The sequence below is a fragment of the Staphylococcus sp. GDY8P131P genome (genome assembly GCF_017891975.1).
GTDB classification, from domain to species: domain Bacteria; phylum Bacillota; class Bacilli; order Staphylococcales; family Staphylococcaceae; genus Staphylococcus; species Staphylococcus nepalensis.
Genome location: NZ_JAESKF010000001.1, coordinates 77,480 through 99,919, shown reverse-complemented (window position 1 = coordinate 99,919; position 22,440 = coordinate 77,480). Strand labels below are relative to the sequence as shown.

At 31.4% G+C, this 22,440-nt stretch carries 26 protein-coding genes; 7 read left to right on the top strand and 19 right to left on the bottom strand.

Going from position 1 to position 22,440, the window contains the following annotated elements; translation table 11 throughout:
- Positions 1 to 74: 74 nt before the first annotated feature.
- The 7 genes from KA894_RS00485 to KA894_RS00455 form a co-directional block, all read right to left on the bottom strand.
- Positions 75 to 929 carry a sugar ABC transporter permease gene (locus KA894_RS00485; RefSeq protein WP_182478045.1) on the bottom strand — a complete coding sequence of 285 codons (855 nt, stop codon included), beginning with the start codon at positions 927 to 929 and terminating at the stop codon, positions 75 to 77.
- A 9-nt stretch (positions 930 to 938) separates the two neighbouring features.
- A complete protein-coding gene (locus KA894_RS00480; protein ID WP_103373323.1) occupies positions 939 to 2,471 on the bottom strand; it encodes an ATP-binding cassette domain-containing protein in 1,533 nt (510 codons plus the stop codon).
- A 15-nt stretch (positions 2,472 to 2,486) separates the two neighbouring features.
- Positions 2,487 to 2,801: a YfhH family protein gene (locus KA894_RS00475; RefSeq protein ID WP_096808958.1), complete on the bottom strand. Its 315-nt coding sequence runs from the start codon at positions 2,799 to 2,801 to the stop codon at positions 2,487 to 2,489.
- A complete protein-coding gene (gene recX, locus KA894_RS00470) occupies positions 2,779 to 3,597 on the bottom strand; it encodes a recombination regulator RecX (protein ID WP_096808956.1) in 819 nt (272 codons plus the stop codon). The genes KA894_RS00475 and recX overlap by 23 nt, the downstream gene beginning before the upstream one ends.
- 444 nt (positions 3,598 to 4,041) lie before the next feature.
- The gene (gene sgtB, locus KA894_RS00465; RefSeq protein WP_096808954.1) at positions 4,042 to 4,854 is read right to left on the bottom strand and encodes a monofunctional peptidoglycan glycosyltransferase SgtB; all 813 of its coding nucleotides are present in this window, start codon (positions 4,852 to 4,854) and stop codon (positions 4,042 to 4,044) included.
- A 297-nt stretch (positions 4,855 to 5,151) separates the two neighbouring features.
- Positions 5,152 to 5,670 carry a type 1 glutamine amidotransferase domain-containing protein gene (locus KA894_RS00460; RefSeq protein WP_210133619.1) on the bottom strand — a complete coding sequence of 173 codons (519 nt, stop codon included), beginning with the start codon at positions 5,668 to 5,670 and terminating at the stop codon, positions 5,152 to 5,154.
- A gap of 88 nt (positions 5,671 to 5,758) precedes the next feature.
- Positions 5,759 to 5,929, bottom strand: coding sequence for an SE1561 family protein (locus tag KA894_RS00455; RefSeq protein WP_096808949.1), 171 nt, complete (start codon positions 5,927 to 5,929; stop codon positions 5,759 to 5,761).
- A gap of 177 nt (positions 5,930 to 6,106) precedes the next feature.
- On the opposite strand from KA894_RS00455, the gene yfkAB reads away from it, so the two are divergent.
- Positions 6,107 to 7,267, top strand: a complete 1,161-nt coding sequence (yfkAB, locus tag KA894_RS00450; protein WP_242693594.1) for a radical SAM/CxCxxxxC motif protein YfkAB — start codon at positions 6,107 to 6,109, stop codon at positions 7,265 to 7,267.
- Positions 7,268 to 7,417: 150 nt separating this feature from the next.
- Here yfkAB and KA894_RS00445 read toward each other — a convergent pair whose 3' ends face one another.
- The 3 genes from KA894_RS00445 to KA894_RS00435 all read right to left on the bottom strand — a co-directional run bounded on the left by KA894_RS00445 (position 7,418) and on the right by KA894_RS00435 (position 9,574).
- Positions 7,418 to 7,939: an acyl-CoA thioesterase gene (locus KA894_RS00445; RefSeq protein ID WP_096808945.1), complete on the bottom strand. Its 522-nt coding sequence runs from the start codon at positions 7,937 to 7,939 to the stop codon at positions 7,418 to 7,420.
- A 175-nt stretch (positions 7,940 to 8,114) separates the two neighbouring features.
- Positions 8,115 to 9,356, bottom strand: coding sequence for an aminopeptidase (locus KA894_RS00440; RefSeq protein WP_119488069.1), 1,242 nt, complete (start codon positions 9,354 to 9,356; stop codon positions 8,115 to 8,117).
- A 14-nt stretch (positions 9,357 to 9,370) separates the two neighbouring features.
- Positions 9,371 to 9,574 carry a DUF1128 family protein gene (locus KA894_RS00435; protein WP_096808941.1) on the bottom strand — a complete coding sequence of 68 codons (204 nt, stop codon included), beginning with the start codon at positions 9,572 to 9,574 and terminating at the stop codon, positions 9,371 to 9,373.
- A 132-nt stretch (positions 9,575 to 9,706) separates the two neighbouring features.
- Between KA894_RS00435 and KA894_RS00430 the strand changes: the two genes are divergently transcribed.
- From KA894_RS00430 to KA894_RS00420, 3 genes are all read left to right on the top strand, one after another.
- Positions 9,707 to 10,171, top strand: a complete 465-nt coding sequence (locus tag KA894_RS00430) for a low molecular weight protein-tyrosine-phosphatase (protein ID WP_096808938.1) — start codon at positions 9,707 to 9,709, stop codon at positions 10,169 to 10,171.
- Positions 10,172 to 10,177: 6 nt separating this feature from the next.
- Complete coding sequence (locus KA894_RS00425; protein ID WP_096808936.1) at positions 10,178 to 10,462, top strand: YtxH domain-containing protein; 285 nt, start codon at positions 10,178 to 10,180, stop codon at positions 10,460 to 10,462.
- Positions 10,463 to 10,767: 305 nt separating this feature from the next.
- Entirely contained in the window at positions 10,768 to 11,859 is a 1,092-nt protein-coding gene (locus KA894_RS00420; protein ID WP_103372574.1) for a YihY/virulence factor BrkB family protein, read from the top strand.
- 72 nt (positions 11,860 to 11,931) lie between these two features.
- Here the strand turns inward: KA894_RS00420 and vraR are convergent, their stop codons facing one another.
- The 5 genes from vraR to map form a co-directional block, all read right to left on the bottom strand.
- A complete protein-coding gene (gene vraR, locus KA894_RS00415; RefSeq protein ID WP_096808931.1) occupies positions 11,932 to 12,561 on the bottom strand; it encodes a response regulator transcription factor VraR in 630 nt (209 codons plus the stop codon).
- Positions 12,551 to 13,594: a sensor histidine kinase VraS gene (gene vraS, locus KA894_RS00410; RefSeq protein WP_096808929.1), complete on the bottom strand. Its 1,044-nt coding sequence runs from the start codon at positions 13,592 to 13,594 to the stop codon at positions 12,551 to 12,553. The genes vraR and vraS overlap by 11 nt, the downstream gene beginning before the upstream one ends.
- Complete coding sequence (gene vraT, locus KA894_RS00405) at positions 13,591 to 14,292, bottom strand: cell wall-active antibiotics response protein VraT (protein ID WP_096808927.1); 702 nt, start codon at positions 14,290 to 14,292, stop codon at positions 13,591 to 13,593. Before vraT ends, vraS begins: the two co-directional genes overlap by 4 nt.
- A gap of 16 nt (positions 14,293 to 14,308) precedes the next feature.
- Entirely contained in the window at positions 14,309 to 14,695 is a 387-nt protein-coding gene (locus KA894_RS00400; protein WP_103372573.1) for a hypothetical protein, read from the bottom strand.
- Between the two features lie 104 nt (positions 14,696 to 14,799).
- Entirely contained in the window at positions 14,800 to 15,552 is a 753-nt protein-coding gene (map, locus tag KA894_RS00395) for a type I methionyl aminopeptidase (RefSeq protein WP_103372572.1), read from the bottom strand.
- 177 nt (positions 15,553 to 15,729) lie between these two features.
- Here map and KA894_RS00390 point away from each other — a divergent pair, with 177 nt between their 5' ends.
- Positions 15,730 to 16,716 carry an FUSC family protein gene (locus KA894_RS00390; protein ID WP_096808922.1) on the top strand — a complete coding sequence of 329 codons (987 nt, stop codon included), beginning with the start codon at positions 15,730 to 15,732 and terminating at the stop codon, positions 16,714 to 16,716.
- Between the two features lie 100 nt (positions 16,717 to 16,816).
- Here the strand turns inward: KA894_RS00390 and gatD are convergent, their stop codons facing one another.
- Entirely contained in the window at positions 16,817 to 17,542 is a 726-nt protein-coding gene (gene gatD / locus KA894_RS00385; protein WP_096808920.1) for a lipid II isoglutaminyl synthase subunit GatD, read from the bottom strand.
- On the bottom strand, positions 17,539 to 18,858 hold the full coding sequence (gene murT, locus KA894_RS00380) for a lipid II isoglutaminyl synthase subunit MurT (protein ID WP_103372594.1): 1,320 nt from the start codon (positions 18,856 to 18,858) through the stop codon (positions 17,539 to 17,541). The genes gatD and murT overlap by 4 nt, the downstream gene beginning before the upstream one ends.
- A 170-nt stretch (positions 18,859 to 19,028) precedes the next feature.
- On the opposite strand from murT, the gene ftnA reads away from it, so the two are divergent.
- Entirely contained in the window at positions 19,029 to 19,535 is a 507-nt protein-coding gene (gene ftnA / locus KA894_RS00375) for an H-type ferritin FtnA (RefSeq protein WP_096808915.1), read from the top strand.
- 487 nt (positions 19,536 to 20,022) lie between these two features.
- On the top strand, positions 20,023 to 20,577 hold the full coding sequence (locus KA894_RS00370) for a 3'-5' exonuclease (protein ID WP_096808913.1): 555 nt from the start codon (positions 20,023 to 20,025) through the stop codon (positions 20,575 to 20,577).
- A gap of 32 nt (positions 20,578 to 20,609) precedes the next feature.
- On the opposite strand, the gene dinB is transcribed toward KA894_RS00370, so the two are convergent.
- Together dinB and KA894_RS00360 are read right to left on the bottom strand one after the other, a co-directional pair.
- Positions 20,610 to 21,680, bottom strand: coding sequence for a DNA polymerase IV (gene dinB, locus KA894_RS00365; RefSeq protein WP_096808911.1), 1,071 nt, complete (start codon positions 21,678 to 21,680; stop codon positions 20,610 to 20,612).
- Positions 21,681 to 21,879: 199 nt separating this feature from the next.
- Positions 21,880 to 22,434 carry a DUF3267 domain-containing protein gene (locus KA894_RS00360; RefSeq protein WP_096808910.1) on the bottom strand — a complete coding sequence of 185 codons (555 nt, stop codon included), beginning with the start codon at positions 22,432 to 22,434 and terminating at the stop codon, positions 21,880 to 21,882.
- Positions 22,435 to 22,440 lie beyond the last annotated feature (6 nt).

The following is a 22,440-nucleotide window of genomic DNA, read 5'->3' as shown; positions in this document are numbered from 1 at the left end:
TGTACTATATCATTGATTACTTCCTATTTTTTAATCTTTTATTAGCGTAAACTGAACTAAATAAAATCAGTTTTCTAATGTTTTTTCATGTCTTTAGATGTTTCAATATGCCCATTCTCTATTTCGTTTGTTGTACTGTTTTCTTTAGATTGATTCATTATTGGAGCAAAAAATCGGAATTTTTTGTATGCTGTTATTCTATACATTGCAAATATCATAATACAAACTGTTGCTACAAAAAATAGGTAATAGAAATGATAGGGGACATTATTCAAACTTAATGCGCCTAAAACGACAGATTGTGAAATACCATCAACGAGATAAAATAATGGGTTTAGCATTAAAATATGAGTGAATAATGTTGAATAACTTGACGGTATGAAAATAATCGGTACAATAAAAAACATTATAAATGATAGGACATACATTATCATATCTACATTTTTTCTAATGACTGTAAATAAACCAATCAGTGTGGAAGTTATCACTACAAAGATTGTAGACATGACCACAAAATACAATGCAGATGGTATAGAACTTTCAATATTTACTGGAGTCATAAAGATAATGAACATTAGTGCAATAAACATTAAGAGATTAGAAATAACAGCTATAACAATATTTTGAAATATTGGGTTTAAATTATACAGTTTAGTAGTAAAATATTCTTTTTTAAACAAATGAACGCTGTGATAAATTGCCATCCAAATAAATATGAAACTTGTTAAAGCTGCTAATCTAAAATAGCCTCGAGCTTGTTTTATTTCTTCTGTACCATTTATTTTAAAAATAAACATTAATAACCATAATAAAAGGATGCTTACAACAAAAGGTATTACAAACCATTTCCATTGTCCTTTTAAGCGATGAAACAAATGTTTACTTAAATATGGTGTGTTTTTATAAAAATTAATTATATTATCTATCATTTACTACACCTACAATTCAATATATATCCATTTATTATTTTTGAAGTCTGCCATAAAATAACCTTCGTCTGATTTAGTTATCCAAAAATTATTATCTATATTAAACTTATTTTTTAATTTTTCCTTATCTTTCATTGGGATAGTAAAACCTGCTAGTTTATTTTGGTCATTAAATATCATTGTTATTGGCTGTTGCGTAATTGGCACAATAAAACGATCATTTCCACCTGCTTCTGGTACAAGTGAATCTGTCACAGTACTGTGTTTTTTATGTAAGTGACTATTATAAAATTCATAGTAATTGCTATAATTATTACTCATAAATGGTGCAAGTGATTTACCACTGTGTTCCTCAAATAACCCAGCTGGGTCAAAATAACGTATATCTTTTTTACTAACTTTATAAGACTGGTTATCAACAGTAACTTTATAACTTTTACTGTTTTCCCCAGTAATTGTAATAAAAGCATATTTAGTCGCTTTTAAATCTTTATCACTTTCCATGTTTTCAAGTTTGATTGAATCGTCTAAAACAATGCCATAAGCTAGTTTTTCTTCATAAGGATTTTTCGATTGATTTTGTATAGAAGCTTGGTCTTCGTTCTGACCAATTTTAATTTTCCCTATATCGTTAAACATTAACAACGCCGTTAAAACCATTCCTAAAATAAAAATACTAACCCATATCCAAATTCTTACTAGAACAACAGGGGGTTTGACGTGATTATATCTATCTACACGTTTGAAGTTATAGGTTAATTCAGGTGTACGTGTTCTATTTTCTTTCCAATCTAGATCAAAATTCTTTTTTTCATCATCTGTTTTTAAAGAATTTCTATCTCTTTCATGATCTTTAAATAGAGGGATAACTTGTTTAATGGAGCCTTCCATTCTAAATTGTCCATGAGAAATCCAAGCTATATAATTACTTGCTTTTGTAATTCTTTCTACATTGTCATCTATCATAACAATGGTTAAATTATTGTTTATGTATTCATTTGATAGCTCAATTGCTTTTTCAAAATATTCATCAGTTAAATTTTGCAGTATTTTATTAAAAATAATAATATTTGCTTTCGAAGTGCGAGAAAGCGTAAAAAGTAAACGCGCATAAGCTTCATCTGAGAGTTCACATATAGGTGTATCGCTTTGTTCTTCTATATGAGCATATTTTAAAACCTGTTCGACTTTATGAGTATTTGTTTTATAAGGAAATAATGTGACTGCATGTGATACATAATCTACCACTGAAATATCTTGCAAATATTTATCATCTATATCTGCATAAAACACATCCATTTTGCGAATAACTTTCCCCTTATCAGGCTTAACTTCACCGCTTAATATACGTCCTATAAGTGATTTTGAAGAACCAGGTTCACCAATAATGCCTAATGATTCACCTTGATAGATATGTAAGTTAATATTATTCAATTCTATATTCTCTGCATCATAACCAAAAGGCTGATACCATTTTTTTGACTTTTTATCTCTATAATAGTGCGTTACATTAAGTAACTTTAAAATAATTGAACTACCCATGCTATCTTCATCCTTCTACAGTTTTAATAATGCTAGAGGCAAACCTTCTTCTGGTTCTGAACTATTAATTCTGAACCCCCATGCAAAAACGCCTTTAAGCCGTTCTACCTTAAAATAATTTCCAGTTCCGTCATTTAATTGATATATTTTACCAAGTTCTACTTTATTTCTATCTATTAAATAACTCTCAGCTATAATGGCTTTACTAGCATATACATCATACTCATTATATATACCGTTCATTTCTGCTTTACGCATTTGTTCTTTATACCCTTGAATTTCATGACGTAATTCTATTTCGCTCATTTCACTCAATTTCTTCCGTTCCATCTTCTATACCACTCTCTTCTAGTTTAGATTTTATTTTATCATATTGGTAACCTTTTCTCATAAGCGTTTCAATTGTTTTATTAATTATTTTTTTACCTGAATATTTTTTTGAAAATTTATTATACGCTTTCTCTAACTCATCTTGTAGCAATATATCTAATGTTTCTTCGGATTGTGAGAAATCCAACGCTTCTATAACTAGGTTAATGGTGTCAAACGTATAACCCTTTTGCATTAGAGATTGTGTTAGTTTTTCTTTTCGTTTTATTTGAGGGCCCTTCTTCTGTTTTAAAATTTTTTTAGCTACTTTTAAAATGTCATCTAACGGCTGTTCCTCAATATAAATAAGCGCATATTCATCAATTAATTTTTGTTCGATACCAGCTTGATGCAATTTTTGTTTGAAAATCTCAGGACCTTTGTCTGTCGTTAAAATCATCGTATTTTTCAAACTATTAGCATAATCTTTATGATCTATTAGTTTTTGTTTATGACAGTATTCTAAAACATTTGCAATAACAGGTTCAGATATATCTTTTTTAGATAAATGTTGCGCTACTTCGTGTTCAGTTCTTTTTCTATAAGATAAATACTGAATAGCTATATTGATAGCTTGTCTATATTGTTCATAGTTTTGAATTTTTTCCATATCTTGTGCTTCAACTATTTGGTCTTTTTTGAGGTTGAAATAGACAAAAGTATCAATATCGATACCCATTTCAAATTCATCATCTAAATATAAATTAAAACGTTCTTTATTATTTTTTTGTACTTCAATTTTTGTGATTTTCGGCATTGTATTCACTCCACTTATAAGAATAACTTATATCGATTATGAATGGAATTATAGTGGTTTTTATATTTAAACATCTACTGAAAAATATGTACTTAATTAAATTATAACATTAAAAAGAAGCGGAACAGAAATCACTTTTCTCAAAAAATGGTTTCGTTGTCCCGCTCCATTAAGGATGGCTAAAAAAGAATAACGTACTGGAGCCTTACATTAAGAGAGGCTCATCTGCACAGTGGATTAAATGAGCTAAAATCCAAATCAAACCATAAATAGTACCAAGAATTAATGAGGACATATGAGTCAAACCACATGGATACACGGTGCTTTAGCATAAATAGCGTTAAAACGGATTGATATAAATTTTTCCTTTATTGTCATTTGATCTGATGCAAATACTAGAAATCAAAACATTACTTACGCTTCAATTCAGAACACCTATGCTATTTATACACCTAACTCTAATAAAGCATTTTTATATTGATCATTAGAGATATACCCCTGTTGTTTCATCTTTTCTAAATCTATCTTTACTCGGTTTATAAAATTGTTTGACATGTCATTAATATTATAAACACTGGGTGCGTTAATTTTACTTGCTAATATAGCACTTTGTAATACTGAAATTTGAGGCAAATTTTGATTATTTTTATCTGTAGTGACTCCAAAATAATAATTTGCGGCTGCTTCAACTGAATAATTATCACTTCCAAAGAATATATTATTCACATAAAAACTGAGTATTTCATCTTTGCTGTACGCTTTTTCAACACGATGTGCAACAAATAATTCTTTGAGTTTACGTGTTATCGATTGTTCATTATCATAAAAATAATTTTTTACTACCTGCTGTGTAATTGTACTTCCACCTTGTACATTTCTATCGCTCAAAGTAGAGAAAATAGCACGTGATGTTCCCTTAATATCAAATCCATGATGCTTATAATATCGTTCATCTTCCATAGCTATAAAAGCGCCTTTAGTATAATCTGGCATATTAGATACAGAAACAAAAGTATCTTTATCTTCAATATTTTGCAAATCATCAACGTCTGCTCGAGACGATAACGCATACATAGCACCTATAAAAATGCCTACTATAACTAATAGTAGAATTAGGAGTTTAAAAAACAGCCCTTTTCCTCTTTTTGTCTTTTGTGATTTTGTGACTGGTTGAAAATAAGTATTGTATTGAGGTTCATTTACAGTATGAGTTTGGGATTTTTTGTGTGTTTGCTTATAACGATCGCTTCTTTTCATGCGGTAGCTCCTTTATATTGCTCTCATATCATTATAAGTGAGTTTATCAATTGTTGGAATTTTTATCTATAGTAAATAGTAAAAATCAGTCCAAGGGTGTATGAGTATATCGTTTTAAGGTTTTATAATAAATAGTTTACTCATCTTTAGGTATATTAACATGACACGCTATTACTTATAAATTACATTTATCAATGAAACGCCTAAGAGACAACAAAAAAGTTAACTCATTCATATAATGAGTTAACTTCTAATTCTAAACTATCTATTCAAACGAATGTTGCTTAATTTAATAAATTAAGCGTTTAGTTGATCTACAATTGCTTTATTAAAATCATCTAAATCGTCGGGTGTACGACTTGTAACAATATTATTATCGACTACTACAGATTCATCGACAACTTGAGCACCTGCATTAGCAAGATCTTTACGAACGTTTAACACCGCTGTTAACGTTCTGCCATTTAAATCATCAGTATCAATTAATATTTGTGGTCCATGGCAAATTGCGAATGTTGGAACATCATTTTTAGTGAAGTATTTAGCAAATGTACCGTATCTACCTTCTGAATCACCACGTAAATGGTCAGGTGAGAAACCGCCTGGTATTAATAAAGCATCATAGTCTTCTGCTTTAGCATCAGCAATACTTACATCTACTGTTTCTTTTGCACCGTGTTTACCTACCACTTCACTATTAGCCTCGTTACCAATAATAACTATTTCATGTCCTGCTTCTTCAATTGCTTCTTTTGGACTTGTTAATTCCACATCTTCAAATTCATTAGTTACAATAATTGCTACTTTTTTAGCCATGAATTATCACCTTTCTCTATTTGCGTTCTATAAACTGTTTAGACTAAAATTTAAATTTTAAACATATCTGATTGAATTTCGTTAACTATTAATCTGACGTATGAGATACTGTCTTAACTTTTTCTTCTAATTGATCCAACAAACCAATCCATTCATCTATATCTTCTACTTTAACTTCATCAGGGTTCACATGATCAATATCATCAATAAATTTCTCTAATCTTTTCTTAATTTGATCAATTGTTTGATTTTCATCCATAATATTTGTAACTCCTTTTTTTCATATATTCTTATATTAACATGGATTTGACAAATTTTGGTAATGTCTGAATAATATTAAACTGAAATAAAAACATCACGTTTTAGAAATGATGATACACATAGTTACGGATCACTTTCCTAATCACAACGAAACCATTATAAAAGGATGTTAAAAATGACTAGTTCAAACTCTGCTTTACCTCATTTTAAAAAGCCTATATCTATATCTCACGACCCTTGGGAAGCCTATAATGACTTTTCAGAACATAATCAATTAACATTAAGTAATATTGAATTTACAACCACCAATTTATGCAATATGCGTTGCAGCCATTGTGCAGTAGGTTATACGCTACAAACTTCAGACCCTACGCCATTGCCAATGGATTTAATTTATCGTCGATTAGACGAAGTGCCCAATTTAAAAACGATATCCATAACCGGTGGCGAACCTATGTTTTCAAAAAAATCTATTAAAAATGTAGTTAAACCCCTGTTGAAATATGCTTTTGACCGTGGCATATATGTACAAATGAATTCTAACCTAATATTGTCATTAGATAGGTATCTAGAGATTGCTGAATATATAGATGTAATGCATATCTCTCACAATTGGGGAACAATTGATACGTTTACTGAAGTGGGTTTTGGTGCTATGCAAAAACAACCACCTTTAAAAGCAAAGCTAAAGTTATATGATCAAATGTTATTAAACACTCGTACACTTTCCGAACAAGGTATGTTTATATCAGCAGAAACCATGTTAAATAAAAGTACACAACCTCACTTAAATAAAATACATAATGAAATTGTTTATGATATGAAATGTCAGAGACATGAAATACATCCGATGTATCCTGCTGATTTTGCAAGTCAACTAGAAGTACTATCATTGAGAGAAATAAAAGAAACTATACATTATCTTTTAGATCATCGTCATCCAGGTACATGGATGCTTTTCGGGACGCTACCAATTTATCCTTGTATTAGGGATGAGGAGGACCAAGCCCTACTTCAAAAGCTTAGAAATGCTCAAAACGTTTCATTGAGAAATGATCCAGATGGGAGAAATAGACTAAACGTCAACGTATTTACTGGTAATATTATTGTCACAGATTTTGGGGATGAAAACGGCACGCTATCTAATATTAAAAATGACAAACTAACAGATGTATTTAGCACATGGCTAAAATCGCCCTTAGCTCAATCCATCAACTGCCATTGCGCTCAATTTAGTTGTTTAGGTCCCAATATACTTGTTAAAAATATGTATTACCCTCAATCAGATTTTAAAGAAAATGAATCAAACATGCGTCGTATATATACTATGGATTAAATAAAGCTGCAATTCAATAAGTTAAATAAAGAGAGCATATCATTTGAAATGTCATAACCTAATCCATCACTCATGACATTTAACTTGATATACTCTCTTTGTTTGTAAGCAATTCGCTTTTATATGTAACTCTCACGGATTTAATACACTTCATTCTATATGTTGTACATTAGCTAAAAATTCAATTGTCTCTTTACTTTCTTGTCTTCTTTCTTTGCGGCGTTTCACCCTTGCTAATGCTGTTTCATGAAACCATGTTTCCGTTTTTGTTTCTGGATAGACTTGTGGCACAGATATTGGTTTGCCAACATCATTCAATGCAACAAATGTTAAAAAGCTAAGTGCTGCTAAATGTCTTTCATTTTTCAATACATCTTCAATTGTAATTTGCACACAAACCTCCATCGAAGAAGTACCTGCATATGACACCATAGCTTCATATGAGACAACGTCTCCTGTTTTGATTGGTTTTAAAAAATCTACGGAGTCTGTAGATGCAGTCACAACTTGTGCGTTACTATGTTTCATTGCGGTAATCGCAGCGATTTCATCTATATTTGCCATAAGCATCCCACCAAACATAGTATGATGATGATTAGTGTCTTGTGGAAATACTTGTCTTGTTTTAATGCTTCTAGATTTTGACATTGCTTTACTATTAGTAGTTCCCATAAAATAACCCTTCCCCTTTTAAAAGCTTAGATAAAACGTATTAAATGAAAGGAGTGGGACAGAAATCGCATTTTTCTTAAACAATTTCATTGTCCCGCTCCAGCAGGCATGAGTAGAAAAAGAATACAAGCGTTAAGACGCTTGCATAAGAACTACTCGTTTTCGTAAATTAATTTTAATCATTAGTCCAATTACCATTTTCAAAAATCAATTCTTGATCACCATTTTCCAGAATACCATAAATAGTTAAATCTGGGCTGCCAATCATAAAGTCTACATGGATTAACGAATCATTCAAACCATGTGCTAGTTTTTCTTCTGTAGTCATGGTCGTGCCGCCTTCAATATTAAAGCCGTATGCTGAACCTAATGCAATATGACAAGACGCATTCTCATCAAATAATGTGTTATAAAATATCGTATTACGGTTTGATATTGGAGAATCATCTGGAACTAAAGCCACTTCACCTAAATGTTTGGCTCCTTCGTCTGTATTTAATAAATCACGTAGCACATCTTCACCTTGTTCAGCAGTAAAATCAACTACTGCACCATCTTTAAATGTCAAGGTAAACCCATCAATAATATTGCCATTATGACTTAACGGCAATTTGTTTGTCACGTACCCATTTACATTTAAACGATCGGGCGCAGTAAATACTTCTTCTGTTGGTATATTAGCAACAAATGCTTGTCCGTTTTCGGTATAACTTGTTGCATCTTCCCATATATGTCCTTTAGGAAGGCCAATTTTTAAATCAGTCCCTTCCGAAATATAATGTAAAGTTTTATAATTCTTATGTTGTAATTTATCAGCATGTTTACTTAAATTAGCAATATGTTCTTCCCAGTTTGTTACTGGGTCATTACCATCTACTCTGACAATGTCTAGAACTTCATCTATAAATTTAACATATGCTTCTTCTACAGATAAATTTGGATATACACGTGCCGCCCACGCTTTAGAAGGAAAAGCAGCTACACACCAAGGAAATTGGTTTTTTTGACTTGCTTCCATATACCCTTTATATGCCGTAGCATATTGCTTTTGAAATGCAGATAATTTATCCCTATCAATACCATTTAATAAATCTGGGTCTTGCGTGATAAGCGCCAAGTTAGCTGCACCACGTTGAACGTAATCCATACGTTTAGCCACTTCGTAATCTTTAACCTCATTAAGTTCGAAATGCTCAACTGGTTCATATTCAAATTTCAAACGCGATAACCGATCATCGCTATACTCAACTTTCACATCAGAAGCGCCTCTTTTATATGCAGCTTCAACTATGTAATGTGTTAATTCCAAAGCATCTACACTTGAACGTATAAATACTGGTTGTCCTTTTTGTATATTCATACCTACTCCAGCTAGAAGCTCGGCGTATTGTTTCAATTTATCTTGTAATTGAACCATGTTTCAACACTCCCTTATTTACGAATTTGTCCAAGTGCGTCTGCAATTGCTGATGCTTCGCTTGGTGTAAATGACGCTTTAGATGTAACATAATCATATACTTCTTTCACTTCTTGTTCATCTGCAGATTTATACTTTTCAGGGTCAATTAAACTTTGATTAACTAAATTTAAACGTTCCCTAATTTCACCGATCATTTCTTCATTGTTCTTTGTCATTACGCTCACCTCTTTTTTATTCATTTTATCAAATTTACTAACCTTGTAAAACTTTTATCCTAATTCCTCTTTAGAAATGATTGAAAAAGCATTAAAATGGGAAATAGGATTATATAATTTGGAGGTACACACATGATTACAGTTGCATTTGTTTGTCTTGGAAATATTTGTCGATCACCTATGGCAGAAGCTATTATGCGACAAAGATTAAAAGATAGAGATATCAATGGTATAGAAGTAACTTCAAGAGGTACTGGTAAATGGAATCTTGGCCAAACACCCCATGAAGGGACACAAAAAATACTAACAGAACACAATGTCCCATTTGATGGCATGATAAGTGAGTTATTTGAATCAGATAACGACTTTGATTATATTATTGCTATGGATCAAAGTAACGTAAATACTATTCAAAGCATTAATCCAAATATTAAAGGACAATTGTATAAATTGTTAGAGTTTAGTGATATGGATGAGACTGATGTACCTGATCCTTATTATACAAATAATTTCGAAGGCGTATATAAAATGGTACAATCATCTTGTGATAATTTAATTGATTTCATTATTAAAGATGCTAATTTAAGAGAGGAGTAACACATCATGCAAAACAAATTAATTCCAGGTATATTATTAGGTGCTGTAATCGGAGGCGCAGCAACACTCGCTGACAAATCTACACGCCAATCATTAAAACAATCAATTAAAGATATTAAAGAAGGCAATCGTTCTCAAAAACCTTCAGCTATTTCAAACATTAAAGATGAAGTCGTATACTGGAAAGATGCAATTGAAGAGATTAGACGCAACAATCCAGAATTAGAACGTTCTTTAAAAAATGCCAAAGACACTTTTGTTGAACGCAAAAACAATCGATTAAATGACTAACGCAAATAGCACTTCATTACTAAATTAACATAGTATAGGTAGAGCATAGCTGATGACTAATTTTAAATCCTATCCTAACTAAAAGATTATTGAAACTATCATCACGCTAACAATGGGCGAGAACAAGAAATCAACTTTCAAATTTCGATTTCTTTCTCGCCCTTTATATATTGATTATTTTCAGCATTTTATTTTTAAAAATTTACTATATCTTAAAAGAATATAGCAACACATATTTACCTTTTATATAATTTAAAGTATATTAAACTGTATACTTTAAATATCAATACATAAGGAGATTTGATATGTCTAAACACGATAAAACTACTTCTAATTTTCTAAATGAAATCAAAGATGATGAAGAAAATAAGAAGCAAAAACACAAGAACGATCAAATTGAACGTGATCGTGTATATATTACACCTAATGAATTTAAATCTAAAACACCAAAAAAAGACAATCAAGCATTTTTTGTATCACGTATCAATAAACCAGCGAAATATACTAAAGATTCGAATTTTTTCTCTTATTTAGTATACAGAATTGGAAAAGATGATGCATCTGGTTTATCAGCACAATTATCGTATTATTTCATGCTATCATTATTTCCAATGCTACTTTTCTTATTATCTATCGTCCCATCTCTCGGCATTAACCAAAAAACGATTAGAAATATGATTAGTGATCATGTGCCGCAAGATTATGCACCTCAAGTAACATCAATCGTTGGTGATATTATGAATAATGCAAGTGGCGGCATTTTATCTGTCGGATTAATTTTAGCACTCTGGTCCGCATCTAACGGTATGACAGCTTTGATGAACTCATTTAATGTGGCCTATGATGTGGAAGATAGCAGAAACTTTATTGTCTCCAAATTATTAAGTGTTCTATTCACGCTTGCGTTAATCATTGTATTACCATTAGCAATCATTTTGCCAACATTTGGTGAACAAATTAGTTCATTACTTTTTGGACCAATAGGTTTAGGCGATCAAATCAAATGGGTATTTAATCTAGTTCGTTTCGCTTTACCTGTCATTGTAGTACTCATTGCATTCATTGTCCTTTATACATTAGCGCCAAATGTTAAGATTAAAATGCTTTCAGTTATACCAGGCGCTATATTTGCAACTATCGTATTTTTAGGTGGTTCATATTTATTTGGTATTTACATTTCAAATTTTGCTAATTACTCTAAAACATATGGTAGTATCGCCGGTATCATTATACTCATGTTATGGTTGTATATTACTGGATTCATCATTATTATCGGTGCGGAAATCAATGCAATTATGCATCAAAGAAAAGTTGTAGCTGGAAAAACACCAGAAGAAATAACAATTGCTCAAATTGAAGACGACCAAAATGATGATGACTACCAAAAAGACAATTAATTTGATTATAATAAACATAAAAGCTAAAACCTAGGCAGACCTTGTCGTATTTCTGCTTAGGTTTTAGCTTTTTTATTGTATTAAATTATGTTGGAATGCATAAATAACAGCTTGTGTTCTATCTTGTACCTCTAATTTGCTTAATACATTACTCACATGTGTTTTAACCGTCTTAATCGTAATGTGGGAAGCGCTAGCTATTTCTTGGTTTGAATAACCTTTTGCAATTAATAATAAGATTTCCATTTCTCGCTCAGTTAACATTTCATACAATTCAGCACGTTGTTTCATGCGATTTCTCATTTTAACTAATACTTCAGCTTCAAATACAGACTCATTGTGATATGTTTTACGAATAGCTTCAGCAATGTCACTCGCACTTGTCGTTTTTAAAATATAACTATCGACACCTGAATCTAAAGCGCGGTACACTTCATTATCTTCAATATAACTTGTTAACATAACCACTTTAATATGCGGCAAATCTTTTTTTATTTGTTCTGTTGCTTCTACGCCATCCATATCATCCATTAATAAATCCATTAAAATTAAATCAGGATGTAGTTCATGTGCTTTTTTTATTGCATCTTTTCCTGATTGCCCTTCTCCAACTACTTCTATGTCTGATTGTGTAGATAAATAACTAGAAATTCCGATTCGAACCATTTCATGGTCATCAACAAACAATACTTTAATCGGCATTTGAATCCTCCTTATTTAATGGGGCCTTGACTTCAATTCGCGTGCCTGAATCTGGCAGAGATACGATATGGAAAGTTGCACCAATTTCAAGGGCGCGTTCTCGCATATTTTTCAAACCATAACTTTGTTCTACCTTATCATCTACGTTAAAGCCTTTACCGTCATCTTGTATACGTAATAATAAATATTCTTCTCTATTAAATAATTCAATTGTAACTTTAGTACCTTTCGAATGTCTTAATGTATTTGAAATTGCCTCTTGGGTAATCCGAAATAAGTGATCTTCAATACCTTTGGGTACTTTGAAGTCTTCAATATCGTGTACGACTTTCATGGGTACTTTTTTCTGCAAGTCAACAACTAAATCTTTGATACCTTGGCCTAGTGATTTATCCTTCAAACCAATTGGTCTTAAATGTAATAGTAATGCGCGCATTTCTAATTGTGAATCTTGAACCATTTTTTCGAGTACTGGAATTTGTTGATCTAAAGGCGCTTGTAATTCAGTTTCTTTAATTGCTGAAAGCATCATGCTTGCTGCAAATAATTGTTGGCTTACAGAATCATGTAGTTCACGAGCCAACCTTTGTCGTTCGTCTTCTATTATTTTTTTAACTTTCACGTCATTCATATTATATGATTCGTTTGTTAAATTTTGCGTTTTCATACGCAACTTGTGAACTTCTTGATTAAGTGGTACCAGTGCTTGATATAATTCAATGGTTTCATTGTACAACTCTATATTTTGGTCATTGATACCTACTGTTTGGCCTTCTATGGAGCGCTCAATTTGATCTTGTAACCAATGATTCTGTTGATTAATTTTATATGCTAATACAGATCCAACGATGATACAAAGTAATATAACTAACAAGTTTATAAATAATAAAACTGGTATGCCAAATATTTGTGTGTAAATCATGCCTTGGAAATATATGATATTAACAAATACTTTGTCTATAAAAAACATGGCGAAAAAAGTACTATATACTAATATCAACATTGACCCTATTGCTCTTATGTAGTGATTCATTTATAAATCACCTCAACATCACCTATAAATGTTGATACATAAATATTAACAGCATAGTTATCTTCTTTTGTTTCTTCTACGACCTTAATATTATTATTTTCTACTTTATATGAGGTCTCGTTAACATAGGCATTACCATAAAGTGTCGAAAAATGTAATTTAATATTGTAATTGAGTGGTACAATTATTTGCACTTTACCTAAAATATGTCTAATAACTACGGTGTTATGCTCTCTGATATTGGCAGCTTTAGACATATCTATGTGAATGTCACCAATGCCATGTTGAATTTGTAAATCCTCCCATTTATACACATAAACAGGTGTCCGTTGTTCGCCAAACCATTTTTGTTTGATAAACTCCGGAGATTCAACAGCTTCTTCAGTCGCAATAACCTTTAAAGGCTTAAACCTATAAAATATATACCTAACAATTAACACAATTAAAAAGACAAATAATATGATAATCGTATACTTATTGGATAATAAGGTAAAGGCGATGAGTAATACGCCTATCCAAAATGATAATAGTCCTCGTACTTTATGGAAATATAAATAGCCCACATAAACTAAAATACAACCTAATAACAATACAAAAATAAAACCAATTTTTTCAAAGAAAATATAATAGAAGTTAGCTATTATCATTAATGCTGTAAACACAATTAGCATCTCAGTTGATATATATTTATGAGTCATGTTTCGCCACCTTTCTTCAAGCGACTAAACTAATGCGTTCGATTAAATCACATTCTGTTTCAACATTCACTTTTTCTTTTGCTTGTTGTGACAAATCGGCTACAATTCGAGCGTAGTCTGCTTCCATTTCATTTAATTCGTTTTTAATATGTTCAATATCATGATGCTCTACCTCTTGAGCGCATTCGATATATGTTTCATCTAATATATCAATATATTTATTCTCTAAAGACAATGTCAAATGATCGATTAATTTTCCTACATACATTTTTCTTTCGAATAGATATTTTATGTACATTTCTATACTTCTTAATTTTTTATCAAGATATTGTCTGTATTCAATTAAGCTTGAATAAAATGTTTGTTTAGTCACTTTTTCTAAATAAGTCGTAATATAATTCATAGAATCACCTCATGATTGATTAAATTCTATTATAAAAAATATCCGGAACCATTAGTATAGGCTCCGGAACCATCTTATATTAGGACTTTAGACCGAAACTTATTTTAATCTATTTTAGTAGTTAAAACTGGTCCTTCTTTTGTGACTATCACCGTATGTTCTATTTGTGCAACAAAACTTTTATCTTGCGTTTCAAATGCCCAGTCATTTTTGCCTTCAGTTACAAAAGTTGCATTAGTAGAGATAAATGGTTCTACTGCAATAACTGTACCTTCTTTTAGTAATGTTTTGTCTTTTGGATCGTAATAATTTAAGACATGACTTGGTGCTTCATGAAGTGATTGCCCTACACCATGTCCAGTTAAATTTTTAATCACTTTCAAATCATTTTTCCGTGCGGTAGCATGCACTGCTTTACCGATTTGACTTAATTTTGCGCCTGGTCTAACTTTTGTCATAGCTTGTTCAAACGCTTCTAAAGCAACATCACAAACTTTTTGTTTTAAAGGATTATCCGCTTCACCTACAACAAATGAAATACCAGTATCTGCATAATAACCATTTTTCAATGCAGAAACATCGATATTGACTAAATCACCTTCACGGATTTTTCTTTTTCCAGGTATACCATGCGCAACTTCTTCGTTCACGCTTATACAAGTTTGGCCTGGAAAGTTTTCATCATGGATTGGTGCTGAAATTGCATCATGTTCTTCAAACAATGCTTTAGCAATGTCATCTAATTCTTTAGTAGTGATACCTGGTTTAGTAGCTGCTTGCATTTTATCTCTTACTAATGCACAGATATAACCAATATCTTTTAACGCTGTTAATTCTTCTTCAGTTTTTACAATCATTTTATCCCGTTCCTTTTTGTAAATTATATTCTTTCTTATTATAGCAGACTTTTTTTGATATAATAAATTAGAAAATTTTTATCATATATAGTTTAACATTTTAAACTGATAATGACATAACCACTTTTACTATTCTGGTTATTTCGATTAATGTATAAATTTAATAGGAGTTTTTTTATGAATGACATCTGGTATAAAAAAATTGTAGGCGCTAGAACAATTAAAACTGGCTTAGCGACCTTTTTAACAGCCTTCTTTTGTTTGGCTTTAAACTTAAATCCGATTTTTGCAATTTTAACTGCAATCGTTACCATCGAACCAACTGCGAAAGCATCTTTAAAAAAAGGGTATAAGAGGCTTCCTGCTACGGTTATTGGTGCATTATTTGCAGTAATATTTACGTTTGTTTTTGGTGATCAATCTCCATTCACATATGCATTTAGCGCAACATGCACAATCATTTTATGTACAAGATTAAATTTACAAGTAGGCACAACCGTAGCGACATTAACTGCTATGGCTATGATCCCTGGTATACATGATGCTTATTACTTTAATTTTTTTTCCAGATTATTAACGGCTATCATTGGGCTTGTTACGGCGGGATTAGTAAACTTTATTATCTTGCCCCCCAAGTATTATGACCAACTAGATGACTCTATTAATTTAACTGAGGAAAAAATGTATGCATTATTTAACCAGCGAATGCGTGAACTCGTAATGGGCAAGTTTAATAAAGGAAGCACGTATCATCAATTAAATTCATTATTAGATTTAAACCAAAAAGTAGAAACATTATTATCTTACCAAAAAGATGAACTCAGTTACCACAAACACCATAATTCTGAATGGATGCGATTAAAGTCATTAACAACTCGCACCCATACAAACCGATTATTTATAACGCATCTATCCAATTTAGTTTACTTGCCTAAAGATACTTATGTTACTTTTACAAAAGATGAAAAAGTTGCCATTTTAAGCATTGCACAAAGTATACATAAAATTCATAGTTCTGGGCACTTCGAACGTCAACCCAAATCTGCATCGTTACTTAAATCGACTGTTAAGGGTCTAGATGAATTTGATAAAAATCAATTAAAAAGCCATATCGTATATGAAATATTATTGATTTATAGAATATTAAATAATCGTTTTGCCTAAACCTGTTTTTTTATAAAATTGTCATTACATAAACTAGAACATTAAAAGCCAAAAGCTGATTTGAATCAATCAACTTTTGGCTTTTAATATTATGGTAATGCTATTTGCTTTGCTGTGAAACACGTTCTATGATCACATTTTTTGCTGCTTCTTCCTCAGTATTATCCACATTTTTTGGTTCAAAAACAATCCCCTTACGATCACAGGCCTTTTCTAATAAATAGTCAGTAATTTCATGATTTTTAGGTAATATGGGACCATGTAAATAGGTGCCAAGTAAGTTTTTATAATGTATGCCTTCTTTTGCATCTTCATCATTATTACCATACCCATAAGTTACTGAACCCAGTGTTCCAAAATCATGATATGTACGCCCACCATGATTTTCGAAACCGACTATAGTACCAAAAGTATCGCTTTCTATAACAATATCTCCAGTTAAGCGATCTTTTTGTGATTCTGTATAAAAATCTAAAATATTTAAACCTTCTAACGCTATACCATCTGGCGTGATATATTTACTTCCTAAAAATTGATATCCTCCACAAACAGTTAATCCAGGCATACCATCTTCAATTGCAGCTTTCAAGCTCTCTTTTATCTTGCTTAGTTCTTGAGTTGCTAATGCTTGTTCTCTATCACTGCCACCACCAATGAAGAAAATATCACATTCTTCAAACGTCACACCTTCTGTTTGATTGATATCAATTACATTTAAAGTGATATTTCGTAATTTTGCACGCTGTTTCAAAGCAATAATGTTTCCAATATCACTATATAAATTTAATTTATCAGGCATAAAGTGATAAACCGTTAACTCATTCATTTTGTTTTATCCTCCTCAAAAGAGTGATTTAATTGTTTTAACATAGGTGATAGCGAAGTATAATTAGGGATTGCCACAGTAAAACTATTTGCATAGTTCATTGTTTTGGCCGTCGCTTTATAAATATCTTTTTCTAAAATAATAGGTGCTTCTACCCCTGCTAATTTTAATCTTAACTGTAATTCTTCTGCGCGAGTACCAGTAACAATAATGGTTTCGATTTGTTGATTTACTAATTTTTCAAAATCTGCATCATAAATCCATGAAGTATCACGGCCATCTGCAGCGTAATCATTTAAACTTATAACGTAAATTTTATTCCCTTCGATTTGTTCTCCTACTGAAAGACTTGCATTCATTCCAGCAGGGTTTTTAGCTAAATTAATCATCGCCTCTTTTTTACCCTTTTTGAAATATTGCATACGCCCATTATCGGAAGTATAACTTTCAAAACCCTTTTGAATAGATTCATCATTCAACCCTAATTCTCTTAACACAGTGTAGGCAGCAATTGCGTTATATGCATTAAAATCACCTGCAATTTTCATATTAAATGTTGTAGTACCAACATTTAGGTTGATAAAAGGTGCCAAATCAAATTGTGTCACCTCATACTTTGTTTCTTCTCGCTTAAAACCACATTCACAATAATAATGTCCTAACTGGTTGTAGTGAATATAATCATAATGTAGCAAACGACCACAATTAGGACAATATCTGCTTTCATTCATTAAACTTTGCTCAAAATTGTGCGCGTTCTTTTTCATACCATAATAAATTACAATATCGCTAGCTGTCTTTAACCTACTTACAAACGGATCGTCAGCATTTAATAATAATTTAATCCCTTTATTATTAATTGCATTTGCAATATTATTTACCATAATATCGATTTCCCCAAATCTATCCATTTGATCACGGAAGAAATTCGTCACAACCATCATTGTTGGTGTAACTTCATTTAACACTCTCGGAATAGAACCCTCATCTATTTCAATAACAGCAATTTTAGTTTCTTTTTTTATTTGTAAAATAAATGCTGATGTAATACCTGCAGCCATATTTGCACCTTCATTATTATGTATGATTTCAATATGATTCTCTTTTAAAGTATGGCCAATTAAATTTGATGTAGTTGTTTTCCCATTTGTACCACTTATAAATACAATCTCATCTACATGAGACGCCAATTCTCTTAATATATTTTTATCCACTTTTCTAGCAACTTGACCTGGTAAATCAGTGCCCTTTTTTCCAGCAGCTCTACTCACTTGTCTTGCCAGTTTTGCTAAGCGGGTTGCAGTCCATTGTCTCATTTATTTCCTCCTCTACTATTCACTAAAATATTATAACACGATTAAGTTGTATTCCAAACAATTCTCAATGCAAAAGACTCCATCTTTTTTCAGATTATAATAATTATTATTTACGAATGAGAATAACTTTGCTATACTATTTAAAAACTAATACATGGAGGCTATTTCTTATGTTAAATAAAGAATTATTAGATGCATTAAACGAACAAATGAATCACGAATATTTTGCTGCACATGCATATATGGCTATGGCTGCGTACTGTGATAGCAAGTCTTACGAAGGCTTTGCGAATTTCTATATCCAGCAAGCCAAAGAAGAAAGATTTCACGGTCACAAAATCTATGACTATATTAATGATCGTGGCGAACAAGCAAAATTTGATTCTATCCCAGCACCTAAATCTGAATTCTCAAGTATTTTAGAAACATTTGAAGATGGTTTAGCACAAGAACAAGATGTAACACGTAGATTTTATAACTTGTCTGACCTAGCCAATAAAGATAAAGACTATGCTACTATTTCATTTTTAAATTGGTTCTTAGATGAACAGGTGGAAGAAGAATCAATGTTCGATACACATATTGATTATTTAAAACGCATCGGCGATGACAGCAATACATTATATTTATATGAAAAAGAATTGGCAGCACGTTCCTTTAATGAAGAGGAAGCATAGTTCAACCATGCCATTATTTACTCGTAAATTCAGTTTGAATTGAATACAAAAGAGAGTAAACAGGAATCATATTTTATAAAATGATTTCCTTGCACACTCGGCAAGAATGATTAGAAAAAAGCATGCAAAAACAAAGACTCACGCATAAGTGCTACTAAATTCAGTACATTGCATGAACTTAACCTTAATACTAAGCTTCATAGATGAAGAAGTTGCTCTTTAGAACTAGCGCTTTAAAATTTGCACTTAGATCTAGTTTTTAAAGAAGTGCGTTTTTATATTTTCTTTCCAGTCATCTATTGCCAATATGATATCTAAGGCTGACACATTATTTATGTTTCAGCCTCTTTTCGTTATTTTTAATACTACGAATATCAAAGCATCAACAAGTACTGACATAGTTGAAAACAGTATGACTCGCTTGACTTCAAAAACAGAATTATATAAAGTCATATCACATTCATAAATGAGAAAGGAATCTTGCTTCATGACCGCCAATGCTTATATTGCTTTAGACTTTGAAACTGCGAATGGAAAACGAACTAGTATTTGCTCAATAGGTATGGTTAAAGTTATCAATCATCAAATCACAGAATCTTTTTACACACTTATAAACCCTAATGACTATTTTTCCAAACAAAATATAGCTGTACACGGTATCCAACCGAATGATGTCATAGATGCACCTACATTTGACTTAGTGTATCCCTATATGATGCAATTCATCGAGAATCTCCCAGTCGTTGCTCACAATGCGGCATTCGATATGAATGTATTATATGAGAGCATTAAAGCGATAGGACAAGACACACCTCCAATGACATATTTTTGTTCTTTACAACTATCTAGAAGAACAATCAATAATCATCGTTATGGATTAAACTATATGATGTCTTATTACAACCTAGATTTTCATGGTCATCATGATGCTTTAAACGATGCTAAAGCATGTGCGATGATAACCTTTCGCTTATTAAAACACTATGATGATTTGAATAGCATGCTCAATATATATGGCAAACAATTGCAAGATAAAGATTGAAATAGAAATGGTGTCTGTTAGTGGCGCTTTAGTTAAATGTAATCATAAATCGTCATATTCTCATATGTTGCTTTTTCTAGATTGCCTACTGTGACTCCCACCAATCGAATAGGTGTTTCCGATTCTTTTAATTCTGTATACAAACTATAGGCAATATTATATATATCTGTCTCATTTTTAACTGGGTCTCTTAAACTTCTTTGCTTAGACAGTGTTTCAAACTTAAAGGTCTTTATTTTAACTGTTACGGTTTTTCCAGATTTTTGAATTCTAGCTAACCGCTCAGCTGTTTTACCACATAACTCCCATATTTTTTGGAGAATTTGTTCGTCATCGTTCATGTCAGTAGCAAATGTTCGTTCTGTTCCAACTGATTTTCTAATTCTTGTGGGTTTAACTTCGTTATAATCTATACCTCTTGCTTTATTGTATAATCCATGCCCACGCTTGCCAAATAAACGGATTAACTCTCGCTCACTTTGATTATACAAATCTTGTCCATTATAAATTTGATGTTCATGCATTTTTTCTTTCGAAGCTTTACCAACCCCTGGAAAATCGCCAATATCTAATCCCATTAATATTTCATGAACATTGTTATAATCGATAACAGTGAGGCCATTGGGTTTGTTCATACCACTTGCTAATTTAGCTAAAAATTTATTATATGATACACCCGCTGAAGAAGTTAATTGTGTTGCTTCGTAAATATCTCTTCGAATATATTGAGCAATTGTAGAAGCAGGTAAATCTGGCCGTACAAGATGTGTTATATCTAAATAAGCTTCATCGAGTGATAAAGGTTCAACCTCTTCTGTATAGCTCTTAAAAATGTTCATTATCGTATTTGACGCTGTTTTGTATGCTTCAAACCGAGGTGATACGTAAAAACCATCAGGACATAATTTATGTGCTTGCGCTGTGGGCATTGCAGAGTGAACACCATATTTTCGAGCTTCATATGATGCTGTTGATACAACGCCCCTCCCGCTTGCTTTTCCACCAACGATGACTGGTTTACCTTTTAATTTAGGATTATCTCTGATTTCCACTTGAGCAAAAAAATAATCCATATCAATATGAATGATTCTTCTTTCTGACAATGCACACACCTCCCTTGTAACATCTTAAATTAATATCATTGGTATTTATCTTACATTCTTAATAATTTCCTTACATAAAATATGCTCATTAAAATGAACACAATTAAAAAAAGAGTTAGCTATCACGATGTAAATACGATATCTGTTTAAACATTGATTACGTATTTACCAGTAATACTAACTCAAATTAATTTACATTCTACGATTTGGTATCAGTTTGTAACTGATTAGAGGGATTTTGGGTAAAATATATGATGCCATCTTCTGTATCTTCAATATATTGAACATTAGCATTTAAAACTCCGGATAATAAATATATATCCCTAACACAGTATCCAATATGGAAACTTGCAATAAAAATAATAGATGAATAAGTAGCAACAGAAAATAGGGTAAATAAAATTAACGTAATAATTAATAAAGGTGCTAACATAATCATGCTATATTGCCATTTTTTAAAATACACTTGAGGCATATGTGACTTTATTAAACCATATTTAATGCGATAAGTAGGCTTTTGTCCTTTTGACAACAAACGAAACATCAGATTATGAACCAATTCATGTAATAAATAAATAACAGTAAATCCTAATATACCATAAATTAAATTAAATAAGATATTTTGCTCTATTACTGAAGCAAATAAATAAGCAAATTTATACGATAACAATATGCTGATCATTACTACTGTAAATTGAAATAATAAGAAGCCTTCTAATAACTTTTTATTAGAAAACAAATCAATTTTAAACATTAGTCA